At 62.7% G+C, this 14,585-nt stretch carries 16 protein-coding genes; 1 reads left to right on the top strand and 15 read right to left on the bottom strand.

Features of this window, described 5'->3' with window-relative positions; translation table 11 throughout:
• Window positions 1-85: 85 nt before the first annotated feature.
• The 4 genes from rplS to rpsP form a co-directional block, all read right to left on the bottom strand.
• Window positions 86-469, bottom strand: coding sequence for a 50S ribosomal protein L19 (rplS, locus tag AACH55_RS07065; RefSeq protein WP_008327243.1), 384 nt, complete (start codon window positions 467-469; stop codon window positions 86-88).
• Between the two features lie 190 nt (window positions 470-659).
• Window positions 660-1,415: a tRNA (guanosine(37)-N1)-methyltransferase TrmD gene (gene trmD, locus AACH55_RS07060; protein ID WP_338718736.1), complete on the bottom strand. Its 756-nt coding sequence runs from the start codon at window positions 1,413-1,415 to the stop codon at window positions 660-662.
• 75 nt (window positions 1,416-1,490) lie between these two features.
• Complete coding sequence (gene rimM / locus AACH55_RS07055) at window positions 1,491-2,105, bottom strand: ribosome maturation factor RimM (protein ID WP_338718735.1); 615 nt, start codon at window positions 2,103-2,105, stop codon at window positions 1,491-1,493.
• Between the two features lie 70 nt (window positions 2,106-2,175).
• Window positions 2,176-2,430, bottom strand: a complete 255-nt coding sequence (gene rpsP / locus AACH55_RS07050; protein WP_338718734.1) for a 30S ribosomal protein S16 — start codon at window positions 2,428-2,430, stop codon at window positions 2,176-2,178.
• A gap of 312 nt (window positions 2,431-2,742) precedes the next feature.
• Between rpsP and AACH55_RS07045 the strand changes: the two genes are divergently transcribed.
• Window positions 2,743-3,165 carry an NINE protein gene (locus AACH55_RS07045; protein WP_338718733.1) on the top strand — a complete coding sequence of 141 codons (423 nt, stop codon included), beginning with the start codon at window positions 2,743-2,745 and terminating at the stop codon, window positions 3,163-3,165.
• A gap of 73 nt (window positions 3,166-3,238) precedes the next feature.
• Here AACH55_RS07045 and AACH55_RS07040 read toward each other — a convergent pair whose 3' ends face one another.
• From AACH55_RS07040 to AACH55_RS06990, 11 genes are all read right to left on the bottom strand, one after another.
• Window positions 3,239-5,023 carry an acyl-CoA dehydrogenase gene (locus AACH55_RS07040; RefSeq protein WP_338718732.1) on the bottom strand — a complete coding sequence of 595 codons (1,785 nt, stop codon included), beginning with the start codon at window positions 5,021-5,023 and terminating at the stop codon, window positions 3,239-3,241.
• A gap of 94 nt (window positions 5,024-5,117) precedes the next feature.
• On the bottom strand, window positions 5,118-6,047 hold the full coding sequence (locus tag AACH55_RS07035; protein WP_338718730.1) for an FAD-binding protein: 930 nt from the start codon (window positions 6,045-6,047) through the stop codon (window positions 5,118-5,120).
• 2 nt (window positions 6,048-6,049) lie between these two features.
• Entirely contained in the window at window positions 6,050-6,805 is a 756-nt protein-coding gene (locus tag AACH55_RS07030; RefSeq protein WP_338718729.1) for an electron transfer flavoprotein subunit beta/FixA family protein, read from the bottom strand.
• 217 nt (window positions 6,806-7,022) lie between these two features.
• On the bottom strand, window positions 7,023-7,982 hold the full coding sequence (locus tag AACH55_RS07025; protein ID WP_338718728.1) for a D-glycerate dehydrogenase: 960 nt from the start codon (window positions 7,980-7,982) through the stop codon (window positions 7,023-7,025).
• A 170-nt stretch (window positions 7,983-8,152) separates the two neighbouring features.
• Entirely contained in the window at window positions 8,153-9,094 is a 942-nt protein-coding gene (locus AACH55_RS07020; RefSeq protein WP_338718727.1) for a sugar kinase, read from the bottom strand.
• Between the two features lie 11 nt (window positions 9,095-9,105).
• A complete protein-coding gene (locus AACH55_RS07015) occupies window positions 9,106-9,849 on the bottom strand; it encodes a sugar phosphate isomerase (protein ID WP_338718726.1) in 744 nt (247 codons plus the stop codon).
• The gene (locus tag AACH55_RS07010) at window positions 9,846-10,580 is read right to left on the bottom strand and encodes an amino acid ABC transporter ATP-binding protein (protein ID WP_338718724.1); all 735 of its coding nucleotides are present in this window, start codon (window positions 10,578-10,580) and stop codon (window positions 9,846-9,848) included. Before AACH55_RS07010 ends, AACH55_RS07015 begins: the two co-directional genes overlap by 4 nt.
• Window positions 10,567-11,217 (bottom strand): amino acid ABC transporter permease, encoded by a 651-nt coding sequence (locus tag AACH55_RS07005; RefSeq protein ID WP_338718722.1) that lies wholly within the window; start codon window positions 11,215-11,217, stop codon window positions 10,567-10,569. Before AACH55_RS07005 ends, AACH55_RS07010 begins: the two co-directional genes overlap by 14 nt.
• The gene (locus tag AACH55_RS07000; RefSeq protein WP_338718720.1) at window positions 11,217-11,912 is read right to left on the bottom strand and encodes an amino acid ABC transporter permease; all 696 of its coding nucleotides are present in this window, start codon (window positions 11,910-11,912) and stop codon (window positions 11,217-11,219) included. The genes AACH55_RS07005 and AACH55_RS07000 overlap by 1 nt, the downstream gene beginning before the upstream one ends.
• 129 nt (window positions 11,913-12,041) lie before the next feature.
• On the bottom strand, window positions 12,042-12,845 hold the full coding sequence (locus AACH55_RS06995; RefSeq protein ID WP_338718718.1) for a transporter substrate-binding domain-containing protein: 804 nt from the start codon (window positions 12,843-12,845) through the stop codon (window positions 12,042-12,044).
• Between the two features lie 256 nt (window positions 12,846-13,101).
• Complete coding sequence (locus tag AACH55_RS06990; protein ID WP_338718717.1) at window positions 13,102-14,226, bottom strand: LacI family DNA-binding transcriptional regulator; 1,125 nt, start codon at window positions 14,224-14,226, stop codon at window positions 13,102-13,104.
• Window positions 14,227-14,585: the final 359 nt, after the last annotated feature.

Raw genomic sequence — 14,585 nt, 5'->3', positions numbered from 1 at the left:
AGGACTTCAACCTCAATAAAGCGTCGGAAACGAAAAAGGGGCGTCGCGAGACACCCCTTTTCCTGACGCATCAACCGGCGACCGATTACTCGGCAGCAGCAGCCTTTGCCGCACGGCTGGGCAGCTTTTCCTTGATACGTGCCGACTTGCCCGAACGTTCGCGCAGGTAGTACAGCTTGGCACGACGCACGTCACCACGACGCTTGACTTCGATCGAGGCGATCAGCGGCGAGTACAACTGGAAGGTACGCTCAACGCCTTCACCCGAAGAAATCTTGCGGACGATGAAGTTGGAGTTCAGACCACGGTTACGGCGGGCGATGACCACGCCTTCGTAAGCCTGAGCGCGCTTGCGGGTGCCTTCAACCACGTTCACGTTGACAATCACGGTGTCGCCGGGGGCGAAGTCGGGAATGTTCTTGGCGAGACGCGCGATCTCTTCTTGCTCGAGTTGCTGGATCAGATCCATTTTTTGCTCCTGTAACCATCTTGCCGGCGCCGTTGCCACGAGGGCTGATTGTGTAGCCCGGTAGAGGATGGGGTTTCAACAACGGTGACATCGGCCACCGCACGGTGCAGGTCCGTTGCCGGGCCTGCGGTACTGCATTTGCTACAACACTTCATGGGGCTGCCTGCCCGCCTGCCGCAACACGGCTGTATTACGACGGCGGCAGACTGCCCAGAAACTTTTCATCGGCCTTGCTCAGCAAGCCCTGCTCGCGGGCCCTGACGATGAGGTCGGGGCGCTTGCGCTGCGTGGCTTCCAGTGCCCGCTGCCGGCGCCATTTCTGGATCTCGGCATGGTGTCCACCCAAGAGGATGGGGGGCACCGGTTCACCTTCATAGACTTCCGGACGCGTGTAGTGCGGCGAATCCAGCAATCCATTGACGAAACTGTCTTCCACTGCCGAGGCACTGTCGTTGAGCGCACCCGGCAAGAGCCGGATCACCGCATCCATCAGCGCCATCGCCGGCAATTCACCGCCGGAGAGGACGAAATCGCCGATGCTGATTTCTTCATCCACGCACTTGTCGAGCAGGCGCTGGTCGATCGCTTCATAGCGTCCGCACAGCAGCACCGCCCCGCTGTCCTGCGACAGCCGCACCACGCGCTCATGCGTCAGCGGTGCGCCTTGCGGTGAAAGATAAATCACCCGCGGCCGGGCCAGGCCCAGCGCTTGCTGCCGCTGCTGCGCCGCCTCGATGGCAGCCTGCAGCGGCTTGGCCAGCATCACCATGCCGGGGCCGCCGCCATAGGGACGGTCATCCACGGTGCGGTGATTGTCAGTGGTGAATTCACGCGGATTCCACAACTGCAGGCCCCAGCGCTGCTGCTCCAGCGCCCGGCGGGTAATGCCGGATTGCGTCAGCGCGGCGAACATCTCGGGAAACAGAGTGACGACATCAAACTGCATCACGCCTCCATTTCCTGGTATCTCGTGAATCTCTTGCCATCAGCGAGCCGGAAAAGAAAAAACTGACCGAAGAGGTCAGTAATCCTTGTGCCAGTCGACGATGATCTTTTTTTCGCTCTGCTGCACCGTCTTGACGAACTGGTCGACGAACGGAATCAGCATCTCGGATGCCGCAGGGGATTTCTCCCTGGCACCCTTCTTCGGCTTTGCATCGGCATCCGGAAGAGGCTCGGGCGCAGTTTCCTGCACCGGGGCCGTCACCATCAGGATGGGATGGGCGCCGTTGTCCATCATGTCGGACACCACGCCCAGGTGTTCACCCTGGAGATTTTCCACCGCCGAGCCGATCAGATCGACCCAGTAGAATTCGTTGTCATCCAGCGCCGGGAAGTGCTTGCGGGAGATGGAAACCACCGTCCCCTTCATCGCTTCGGCCGCATTGCGGTCCGCTACCCCGGTCAGGCGCGCAACGACATCGCCGCTGTGCCCCTTGGACTGCATGACATCGACGTCCTGCTTGGGCTGGCCGGATTTCTCCAGCCACCAGGTCTTGGCATTCAACAAGGCATCCGCCTCGGAAGAATAAGGACGCACGCGAATCCAGCCCTGGATTCCGTAGGCTCCGGTCACATGGCCGACGGTCACGAGATCGTCGGGTGCGGAGAACCCCGCCTGGGCTGGATGAGTCATGGGTACGCCAGACCTGTTCTTCATCCTTGCGCCAGGAAACCTGACGCGGAATCAGACAGGAAAACCTGTATTAAGCAGCAGCCTTGGAACCGGCTTCTGCGACCAGGCGGGCAACGGTCGGCGACAGTTGTGCGCCAACGCCTTGCCAGTGAGCCAGACGGTCAGCAGCGATACGCACGGTTTCTTCCTTGCCGGCAGCGACCGGGTTGTAGAAGCCGATGCGCTCGATGAAACGACCATCGCGACGATTGCGCGAGTCGGTTGCAACGATGTTGTAGAAGGGGCGCTTCTTGGCGCCGCCACGAGCTAAACGAATAACGACCATAATGGTTCCAGTAAGAATACGGACACGGAAAAGCCGCAGATTATAACGGACTTCCGCCCACCCGGGCAAGTTGCTTGGTGCTTTTGTGCCGCAGACCAACGCCTAAAGCCCCGAGAACTCCCCAAAATACGGCAAAAGTGATGCCAAAAGACATCACTTTTGCCCCCATCCGGCCAGGACAGCCGGATTGCCGCCTGTCCTGCCGGAATGCCTGCACGTCGCGGGCTCGGCTATACTGCTCCGACCCATGACGACGAAATGGCCGCCAGCTTCACTTCCAGCGGCGCAAAACAGAATAAAGAGACAAGCAGCATGCCCCAATCACCCCGCCACAAGAACAAGACCCTGACGACCTTCCTGGCCACCGTCTTCGGCAGCATCGGCCTGCACCGTTTTTATCTCTACGGTGGCCGTGACCGCTTCGGCTGGCTGCACATCCTCGCCATCCCCCTGTCGCTGGCCCTGATGGCGGCGCGCCCGGAGGCCCCCAGGCTCTTCACCGGGCTGCCCTTCGTGCTGTCGGCCCTGATCGCCTGCCTGGAAGCACTGGTCATCGGTCTCACCCCCGACGAGAAATGGGACGCCCGCCACAACGCCGGCACCGGCAAGACCTCCGAATCCCACTGGATCCTGGCCCTGATCCTGGTACTGACCGTTGGATTGGGCGCCATGGGCGTGATCGCCCTGCTGGCCCGCAGCTTCGACCTGCTCTTCACCGGCGGCGCGTTCGGCTGATCCCGGCTCGGCCCAAAAGACCAGCCCGGAAAGCCGCCGCAACGGCCTTCCGGGCTGTTGTGTCAACCAACGCTCAGAACTGCTCTTCAGCCAGCGCCATGACTGCTGCACCACCATCGACGATGGCCGTGCGATAGGCCAGCGCCTGCGGCAGGATCTGCTCGGCGTAGAAACGCGCGGTCGCCAGCTTGGCTTCGTAGAACTTGCCGTCGCCTTCGCCGGACTTCAGCTTGCCCGCTGCAATGGCTGCCGCGCGTGCCATCTGCCAGCCGCCCAGCACGACGCCGGCCATCTTCAGATACGGCACACTGCCCGCGAAGACCGCCTTGATGTCGCTCTTGAGGTTGGCCACCACGTAATCCACTACCTGCTCCAGCGCATCGGCCGCTTGCGCCAGACGTGCGGCGATGGGCTGCAACTGCGCATCGCCCTGCAGCTCGGAGACAGTCCGGCGCACCTGCGCGAGGATGCCCTTGGCCACGGCACCGCCATCGCGGGCGGTCTTGCGACCTACCAGGTCATTGGCCTGGATGGCGGTCGTGCCTTCGTAGATCGGCAGGATGCGGGCGTCACGGTAATACTGGGCTGCGCCGGTTTCCTCGATGAAGCCCATGCCGCCATGCACCTGCACGCCGGTGGAGGTGACCTCGACGGACATCTCGGTAATCCAGCCCTTAACGATGGGCACCAGAAATTCATAGAAAGCCTGGTTGGACCTGCGGGTCGCCTCGTCATCGCTGAAGTGTGCCGCATCCGAGGTCGCTGCTGCCACATAGGCCAGCGCCCGCGCCGCCTCGATCTGGGCACGCATGGACATCAACATGCGGCGCACATCAGGCTGGTGAATGATGGCCACCGGACCGGGCGAACCGGCCAGGTCGCGCGACTGGATGCGGTCGCGGGCATAGGCCACAGCCTTCTGATATGAACGTTCCGACACCGACAAGCCCTGGATGCCGACCGCAAAGCGTGCCGCATTCATCATGATGAACATGTATTCCAGACCGCGGTTTTCTTCGCCGACCAGGGTACCGATGGCGCCGCCATGGTCGCCGAACTGCAGCACGGCGGTCGGGCTGGCCTTGATGCCGAGCTTGTGTTCGATGGAGACGCAGTGCACGTCATTGCGCGCGCCCAGCGAGCCATCGGCATTGACCAGGAACTTGGGCACGATGAAGAGCGAGATGCCCTTCACGCCTTCGGGCGCATTGGGCGTGCGGGCCAGCACCAGATGGACGATGTTCTCGGCCATGTCGTGCTCGCCATAGGTGATGAAGATCTTGGTACCAAAGAGCTTGTAAGTACCATCACCTTCCGGCACCGCGCGCGTGCGCACCAGCGCCAGGTCGGAGCCGGCCTGCGGCTCGGTCAGGTTCATGGTGCCGGTCCACTTGCCGGAGATGAAGTTGGCGATGAAGGTTTCCTTCTGTTGCTGCGTGCCGGCCGTCATCAGCGCTTCGATGGTGCCATCGGTCAACAGCGGGCACAGCGCGAAGGAGAGATTGGCCGAGTTCAGCATCTCGATGCAGGGCGTGGCCAACAGCTTGGGCAGGCCTTGTCCGCCGAACTCCACGGGATGCTGCACGCCTTGCCAGCCGGCCTCGCCAAACTGGCGGAAGGCTTCCTTGAAACCGGGGCTGGTGGTGACCTTGCCGTCGGCCCAGCTGCTGGGTGCCTTGTCGGCAGCATGGTTCAGCGGGGCGATCACTTCGCTGCAGAAACGGGCGTTTTCTTCGAGAATGGCCTCGGCCGTTTCAGGCGTCGCATCCTCGCAGCCGGGCAGCGCATTCACGGCGGCCAGACCGGCCAGTTCGTTCATGACGAACAACATATCCTTCACGGGCGCGGTGTAACTCATCTCCAACCTCCATTGGGAACGCTCTGCCGGCGTTCCTTGGGTACACGAAAATACCCCGGCCTGAGCCGGGGCGGGTATTGCTGTGTGCTGCCGATCAACCGAGCTGCCTGACCAGCTCCGGCACCACCTCGAAGAGGTCGCCCACCAGGCCGTAATCGGCCACCGAGAAGATCGGCGCTTCCTCGTCCTTGTTGATGGCGACGATGACCTTGGAGTCCTTCATGCCGGCCAGGTGCTGGATCGCGCCCGAGATACCGACGGCGATATACAGCTGGGGCGCCACGATCTTGCCGGTCTGGCCGACCTGCCAGTCGTTGGGCACGTAGCCCGCGTCGACCGCGGCGCGGGAAGCGCCCATGGCGGCGTTAAGCTTGTCGGCCAGCGGCTCCAGAATCTTGAAGCTCTCGGCCGAGCCCATGCCACGACCACCGGAAACGATGATCTTGGCAGCGGTCAGTTCCGGACGATCCGACTTGGCCACTTCACGGCCCACGAAGCTGGACTTGCCCGAATCGGCCACGGCCGGGATGCTTTCCACGGCGGCCGAACCGCCCTGCGCGGCCGGATCGAAACCGGTGGTGCGCACGGTGATGACCTTGATCGGATCGATCGACTGCACGGTCGCGATGGCGTTGCCGGCATAGATGGGACGCTCGAAGGTATCGGCCGACTCCACCTTGGTGATGTCGGAAATCTGGCCCACGTCCAGCTTGGCGGCCACGCGCGGCAGGATGTTCTTGCCGTAGGCGGTGGCGGGCGCCAGGATGTGGCTGTAATCCTTGGCGATGGCCAGAACCTGTTCGGCCACATTCTCGGCCAGGCCATCGGCGAACTGGGGGGCATCGGCCAGCAGCACCTTGGCCACGCCTGCCACTTGTGCAGCGGCGTCGGCAGCGGCCTTGGCATTGGCACCGGCGACCAGGACGTGGACATCGCCACCGGCTTGTGCCGCAGCGGTGATGGTATTGAGGGTGCTGCCCTTGAGGCTGGCGTTGTCGTGTTCGGCAATAACGAGTGCGGTCATGATCAGATCACCTTGGCTTCATTTTTCAGTTTGGCGACCAGGGTCGCGACATCCGGCACCTTCACGCCGGCGCTGCGCTTGGCCGGCTCGGCGACCTTGAGCGTCTTCACGCGCGGAGCGACGTCCACGCCCAGTTCCTCGGGCTTGACGGTATCGAGCTGCTTCTTCTTGGCCTTCATGATGTTGGGCAGCGTGACGTAACGCGGCTCGTTCAGGCGCAGGTCGGTGGTGATGATGGCCGGCAGGGTCAGGGCCAGGGTTTCCAGGCCGCCGTCCACTTCGCGGGTCACGGTGACCTTGCCGTCTTCCAGCACGACCTTGGAGGCGAAGGTGGCTTGCGGCCAGCCCAGCAAGGCAGCCAGCATCTGGCCGGTCTGGTTGCAGTCGTCATCGATAGCCTGCTTGCCGAGGATGATCAGCTGCGGCTGTTCCTTCTCGGCCAGGGCCTTCAGGATCTTGGCCACGGCCAGCGGCTGCAGTTCGACATCAGCGCCCACTTCAGCCAGGATGCCACGGTCAGCGCCGATGGCCATGGCGGTGCGCAGGGTTTCCTGGCACTGGGTCACGCCGGCGGAGACGGCGATCACTTCGGTCACCTTGCCGCCTTCTTTGAGGCGCACGGCTTCTTCCACCGCGATTTCGTCAAACGGGTTCATCGACATCTTGACGTTGGCGATATCGACGCCGCTGCCGTCACTCTTGACACGCACCTTGACGTTGTAATCCACGACGCGCTTGACTGGTACTAATACTTTCATCGCATGGCCCTTGCAAAAAGGAATTGACGTAAACGTAAACTTCCGCAGGATTATAAAAGCAAAACGGGGTGCCTACCGGTTTTTAGCACGATCGTTCTTTTTGATGTTCGAAGCATACACCAAAGATTCACGTGAGCGGAAGAGGAAATGAAGGGAAGGCGCAAAAATTCCGCGCAGCGGAACGGCAGCAGCCTGCCCGCAGGCAACACCGGGCTGTTTACACCGCCAGGTGGGGCAGCGGTTCGCCGCGCAGACCGGCCATGAGATTGCTTACCGCCAGTTCGGCCATCGCCAGGCGGGTTTCATGGGTGGCCGAGCCGATGTGGGGCAAGGCCACCACGTTGGGCAGTTGCAGCAGGGGAGAGTCCGCCGGCAGCGGTTCAACCTCGAACACATCCAGGCCCGCGCCGTAAATAGTCTTGTCCTGCAGCGCGGCGGTGAGGGCCGCCTCATCGACGATACGGCCGCGCGACGCATTGATGAAGATGGCGCTGCGCTTCATTAGCGCAAATTCGCGCGCACCGATGAGGCGTTCGGTCTCCACCGTCAGAGGCAGCATCACGCATACGAAGTCAGCCTGGCTCAGCAACTGGTCCTGACTGACGTAGCGCGCATCCAGTTCGCGCTCGGCCTGGGGATCGGGACGCCGGTTGTGATACAGGATGGGCATGCCGAAACCATGATGCGCCCGCCGCGCCACGGCGCTGCCGATGCGTCCCATGCCGATCAGGCCCAAGGTCTTGCCGTGTACGTTCACGCCGAACTGGGCTTGGCCGATACTGCCCTTCCAGCGTCCGGCCTTGACGTATTCGGCCAGCTCCACCACGCGGCGCGCAGTGGCAAGGATGAGTGCAAAGATGGTGTCGGCGGTGGCTTCGGTCAGCACGCCGGGCGTGTGCGCCAGCATCAGGCCGCGCTGGCGGAAGTAAGCGAGATCGAAATTGTCCACGCCCACCGAGATGGTGGAGGCGATCTTGAGTTGCGGCGCGCCCTCCAGCATGTCGTTGGTGATCGGCAGGCTGGCCCCGATCATGCCGTGGGCGGTCTTGAGTGCCGCGAGGAAATCCGCGCGATTGTCTGGCGTAATACGGTCGAAGAGCGTGACGTCACATTCCGCCTGCAGGCGCTGCAGCAGATGCTCGGGCAATTGCTTGTAGACGACTACGCGCGGCTTCATCGGTGTTCCCATCAAATCAAAAAGGACGGTGACGCAAAGCACATCCCAAATTACCGTTCGGACTGAGTAGCGGCGCAGCCGCGTATCGAAGGCGCTCCGGCAGCTGCGCCTTCGATGCGGCCCTGGCGGGCCTACTCAGTACGAACGGATTGCGGTGTGTTCAGACGGGCTTACGAGGCCGCCTCCAGCTCGGCCCGGGTAGGCAAGCCCTCCATGTCGCCTACCACCTGGATGGCCAAGGCCCCGATGCGGTTGCCGCGCATGACGGCTTGCGCCACCGGCAAGCCTTCCAGCATCCCGCTGATGACGCCCACCGCGAAGCCGTCACCGGCGCCCACGGTATCGACCACTTCCTTCACTGGCACCCCAGCCACCCTGCCCTCGCCTTCACCATTGCGCCAGTAAGCACCCTCGGCGCCCAGCTTGATGACTACCATCTTCACACCGCGCTCCAGGTAGAAGGCGGCAATCGCGCGCGGATCTTCATATCCGGTCAGAATCGTCCCTTCCGACAAACCCGGCAGCACCCAGTCGGCCTTGAAGGCCAGGGCGTTCAACTGCTGCGCCATCACCTCCCTGGACGGCCACAGCATGGGCCGCAGGTTGGGGTCGAAGGAAATCGTCTTGCCCGCACCGCGCATGAAATCCATCGCGTGATGGGCAAAGGCCAGGGTCGTGGGCGACAGGGCCGGGGCGATGCCGGTGGCGTGCAGGTGACGCGCCGCGCCGAAGTAGGCGGCATCGAAATCGTCCAGCGACAGATGGCTCGCCGCCGAGCCCTTGCGGTAATACTCGATGGCTGGATCAGCCCCGTCGACCGCCTTGGCCTTCAACTGGATGGCGGTGCGAAATTCCATGTCGGTCAGCACGCGGCTGACATCCACGCCCTCCTGCGCCACCCGCTTGCGGATGAAGCGGCCGAAGGCATCATTGCCCACGCGGCTGGCCCAGCCCACTTTCAAGCCCAATCGCGCCAGGCCGATGGCCACATTGGTCTCGGCACCGGCGAGGCGGCGCGTGTATTTTTCCACTTCCTCGAAGGGGCCGACTTCATCGGCTACCAGCAGCGCCAGGGCTTCGCCCCAGGTCACCACGTCCAGTTGCATCGTCATTGTGCTTGTCCTCAGACTGCCGCCAGCATCGCCACGTGGCGGCGTGTGGTCTCTTCAAGATCGCTGCCGATCAAGGGGAATTCGATGGCACGCAGGATGCCCGAGGGGAAATGTCCCAGCATGTCCTGCCAGTGGCTGTCCTGCGCCTGCAGCGGCACGGCCTTCAGTTTGCCGTGACTTTCCTGCACGCCCTTGCAATGCACATAGCGCACATGCGGCGCCAGCGAACGCGCGGCCGTCTCGGGATCGACACCCTGCCAGCGCCAGTTGCCCATGTCGAAGGTCATGCCGAAGGCATAGCCATTGCCGGTGCACAGCGCCAGGAAGCTCACGATGGGTTCGAGCCGCCCGCCTTGCGGGGTCTGGTCGTTTTCCAGCAGGACTTCGATGGGAGAATGCGAAACAAAGCGCAGCAGCGACTGCAGATCACTGCCCGCAGAGAAATGACCGAGCGACACCTTCAGAAAACGCGCGCCCACTTCTTCGGCCTCTTCCATCACCTGGCTCATCTGCGCGCGCTCAAAGCGCCCATTGGCGCCAAACAATTCCAGCGGCGCGGAATAGACCGAGAACAGCTTGTGCTGCCCCAGCAACTCCCGCAGCCCGCCCAGGTCCTTGGGACCGTCGAACAACTCGCGGCGTATCTCCAGCCCCGCTGCCCCGGCCGCCGCCACCATCGGGATCAGGTCGGCATGGCCGACCCGCCGCACCAGATCCGCCCCATAGGCCGAGGCGGCGACCAGGACCGGGCTCATTTGATCGACCCCGCGCCGATGAACTGCCGGGCTTCCGGCGTCTGCGGATCGGCGAAGAATTCCTCCGAGGGCCGTGCTTCCCACACCTTGCCCTGGTGCATGAAGACGGTGAGATCCGCCACCCGGCGCGCGAACTCCATCTCGTGCGTCACCAGCAGCATGGTCATGCCGCCGCGTGCCAGCTCTTCCATGACCTTGAGCACTTCAGCGGTCAGCTCCGGGTCCAGCGCCGAGGTCACTTCATCGAACAACATCACCTGCGGCTCCATCGCCAGCGAGCGGGCAATCGCCACGCGCTGTTGCTGGCCGCCGGAGAGCTGTTCGGGATAGGCATCGGCCTTGTGATCCAGGCCGACCTGCTTCAAGACCTTGAGCGCGGTCGCGCGCGCAGCCTCGGTGGCGGTCTTCTTGACGATGCGGGGTGACAGCATGATGTTCTCCTCCACGGTCAGGTGCGGAAAGAGATTGTAATGCTGGAACACCATGCCGACATCCTTGCGCAGCTCAATGAGGTGCTCATGCTTGTTGGTGAGCTTGTGCCCGGCCACGGTGATGCTGCCGCCATCGATGGTCTCCAGCCCGTTAATGCAACGCAGCATGGTGCTCTTGCCCGAGCCCGAACGACCGATGATGGCCACCACCTGACCGCGTTCGACCGACAGCGAAATACCGTTCAACACCTGGTTGCTGCCGAAGCGCTTGGTGATGTTGTCAATCTCAACGATGGGCATGGAATTTCCTCTCTAAGGCAAAGGCGAAGCGCGACAGCGGATAGCAGAAAACGAAATAGATACCGGCCACGATGGGGAAGACCAGGAAAGGCTGGAAGGTCGCATTGCTGACCAGCTTGCCGGCCTGCGCCAGTTCCACCAGACCGATGATGGAGGCGATCGAGGTGTTCTTGACGATCTGCACCAGGAAGCCCACGGTCGGCGGCAGCGAAATACGTACCGCCTGCGGCAGGATCACGTAGCGCAGCTGCTGCCAGCGCGTCATGGCCAGGGCGGTCGAGGCTTCCCACTGCGGCACCGGCACGGCCTCGATGCAGCCGCGCCAGATCTCGCCCAGATAGGCGCTGGAATAGATCGTCATGGCAATGGTGGCGGCCACCATGGGCGGGAGCTTGTAGCCGAAGATCGCCAGTCCGTAGAAGGACAGGAACAGGATGATCAGCACCGGCGTGCCCTGGATGATCTGGATGTACACCGCCGAGAGCAGCCGCAGCGGCGCGAGGTGCGAGGTCCGCATCAGCGCCACGATGAAGCCGGCGATGCCGCCACCGACGAAGGCCAGCGCCGACAGCAACAGCGTCCAGCGCGCCGCTTCGAGCAGGAAGAGGAAGTTGTCCCAGGAAAATTCAGCGAGCATCACATCCTCCTCGGACGAGCCACGCCCAGACGGCGACGGCGTTTGAAGACCACCAGCCCGATCAGCCAGAAGGCCAGGCGGAACAGCAGGGCCAGCAGGATGTAGAGCACCATCACCACCAGGTAGATCTCGAAGCTGCGGAAGGTTTCGGCATCCAGCAGATTGGCGGTGGCGGTCAACTCTTCCGCCGAGATCGCCGAGACGATGCTGGAGGCCAGCATCATCAGCGTGAACTGGCTGGCCAGCGCCGGGTAGACCTTTTCCAGCGCGGGCGTCAGGACCACGTGCCGGATCACCTGTCCACGCGTCATCGCCAGCGCCTGCGCCGCTTCGATCTGCGAGGGGTGGATGGCCATCATGCCGGCCCGCACGATCTCGGTGGAATAGGCTCCGAGGTTGACCGTCATCGCCACCAGCGCGGCGATGTTGGCATTGACCTGCACCCCGATGGAGGGCAGGCCGAAGAAGATGATGAACAACTGCACCAGAAAAGGCGTGCTGCGGATCAGCTCCACGTAGGAAGTGACCACCAGCCGCGCCGGTCTGCTGCCGTGGATGGAAATGATGGCGCCGAAAATACCGACGGCCAAACCGCAGATCATCGACAGCGCGCTCAGCCGTATGGTGAGCAGCGCCCCGACCAGCAACTGATCCAGATGCTGGAAGATGAACGCGAACTGAAAATCGTATTGCATCGTGTGCTCCTCCGACAAACCCGCGCCGTCCGTTCAAGCCATGCACGGCGCGCGATCTGTTCTACCCAGGCTGCGCATGCGCTACATCACGTGCATGCGCAGCCACTTCTGCAAGACAGTTTGCGTGGATCAGAACACCGGCAGGTTGGGCAGCGGACCGGCCCACTTGCGCGAGATCGCATCGAGTTCGCCGTTGAGCTTGACGTAGTAGATGAAGTTGTTGAGCCACTGCTGCAGCTCATAGGAACCCTTGCGCACGGTCATCGAATTGGGTTGCACCGAGTACGGGAACTTGACTTCGATCTTGCCCTGACCACGGCTCTTGACGATCTCATTGGCCATGGTGTTGGGAATGGAGATGGCATCGACCTGGTTCGACAGCAGCGCCTGGGTCACCGTGGAGTCATCCTCGAAGCGCACCAGCACCGTGCCGGCCGGGGCCAGGCGGGTCAGTGCGGTGTCGTTGGTGGAGCCACGCGAGACGCCCACTTTCTTCTTCACCAGATCATCCAGCTTCTTGTAGCTGGTGCCGACCGGACCGACGATGGACAACTCGAAACCGCTGTAGGGAATCGTGAACAGCACCGACTTGGCACGCTCGGGCGTGGGGGCGAGCGTGGCGGCCAGCATGTCGACCTTGCCCGACTCCAGCGCCGGGATGCGCGCCGGCGGCACCAGCGGCACGATCTCCACCGGCAGGCCGAGATACTTGCCGATCAGGTTGGCCACATCGACGTCATAACCGATGGGCTCGCCCTTGGCATCGACCGAACCGAACGGCGGCGTGCCACTGACCACGCCGATGGTGATCTTGCCCTTCTTGGTCAGCTCGGCGATGCTCTGCGCGCTGGCACTGGCGGTGGTGGCCACTGCGCAGGCGGCCGCCAGCGTCAGTGCGACGAGTTTTGCGTTGAAAATTTTCTTGATGCTCATCCTGGTCTCCTGATCATTGCCGTGTGGACGGCAGTCCGTTGGGTACGACAGGCGTCGGATCCTGCAGCGTGTCGGATGTCGCCGCGTGGAGTCCTGTGCCGCTCTTTGTTGCTGCCTGCTTGTGCTTGCTGTCTGCAGGTCTGTAGATGGCCCGTAGGCCGTGATGCTGATTCGTGCAGCTCTTCCGTCCTGTTCCGAGGTCTTACCACTGGTCGGTGGAAAGGCCTGGATCAGGTGGTACCGGTTTCAATCCTGCTCAGGCAGGGATGATCTGACCCGCCGCCGCGCTGATCCGGGCGGCGGTCTGCGCCACCAGGGCACGTGCGGGTTCCCCCTCGACACTGGCACTCGATCCACGGCAGATCAGCCGTGGATCCAGCAGGATTTCCATGCGCACCGAGCGCTCACCGCGAATGCGTACCAGCAGGCGCTCGATGGCCGTAAAGCCGATGTCATAGGTCGGTTGTTCGATGGTGCTGATGCCGCTGCCTACCAGCGGCGACCAGGCCAGTTCATCGAAGCACAGCAAGCCCACGTCATCCGGAAAGCGCAGCTGCATGCTCTGCAAGGCCAGCGCGATCTGCAGGGATACCATGCCGTTTCCCGCCAGCAGGGCCAGCCGCCCCGTGCTGCCCGCGGCCGCGCGGCCGAGGAAGAATTCGCGCAGTGCCGTGGCGACATGGCCGGGCTGGCGCACATCCACTTCCAGCGTCTGGCCGTGGCAATCGGGGCGCTCCGCCATCGCCTGCAGGAAACCGGCCTGCCGTCCCTGGCGCGAACTCACGCCCACCAGCGGCTGCACCACCAGAGCGATGTCGGTATAGCCCTGGGCCAGCAGGTGGCGCGTGCCCAGTTGCGCGGCCTTGACGTTATCCAGTCCGACCAGATCGAAATCACAGCCCTCCACGTGGCGGTCCAGCAGCACCACCGGAAAGGCCGCCTGCCCCAGCTCGCGCAGCGGCGTCACGTTGCGGCCCTGGGTATTGAACAGCAGGCCTTCCACACTGTAGGAATGCAGGGCCGCCAGCGACTGCTTCTCGCGCGCCTCGTCATTGCCGGTATTGCACAGCATGAGCGTATAGCCATGCTTCTGGCAGGCCGCCTCTGCGCCATGCAGCACGGCCACCGAATAGGGATTGAGAATGTCGGCCACCAGCATGCCGATGAGCCGCGTCCGTCCGCCCTTGAGCCCGCGCGCCATCTGGCTGGGCTGATAGCCCAGGCGCGCAATGGTCTTGCCGATCTGATCGCGCAGGCGTGCCGAGAGCGCGTCGAAATCGCCGCCCAGGTAACGCGATACGCTGGTCTTGGACACCCCGGCCTCCCGCGCGACCTGCGCGATGGTGACCCGGTCGGTGCCGGTCTTGGTGCTTTGTCTCACTATTGCCCGCCAAATCGTTGAACTGCGTCGGTGATTTGTGCTTCCAGTTCCGGGCTGCTCATTTATATGAATCTTTTGGAACCGGTTCCAAGATAGCAGCGGGATTGGGACGGGTCAAACTTATTTCAGATGAAATATTTGAGCGGCAGGGATGAGAGTAACTATCAGATTCCCGTGTATCGATATGAATGAATCAGCTTCCAAGAAAGATTTTTTCGGGAGCGCTTTTCCGCAGCCATCCCCTTCCCAAGTCTCTGCTCATGAGTCCCGCGACGCACCACCTCACGGACGCCAACCTGAGGCGACAAGATGCAAGCTATCAGTAAAAAATTGTTGCCAAGCACAAGAATGCGATATCA

The organism is Herbaspirillum sp. DW155, assembly GCF_037076565.1.
Lineage (GTDB): Bacteria > Pseudomonadota > Gammaproteobacteria > Burkholderiales > Burkholderiaceae_D > Herbaspirillum.
Note: the sequence above shows the minus strand (reverse complement) of the source record. Positions and strands in the feature narration are given on the sequence as shown.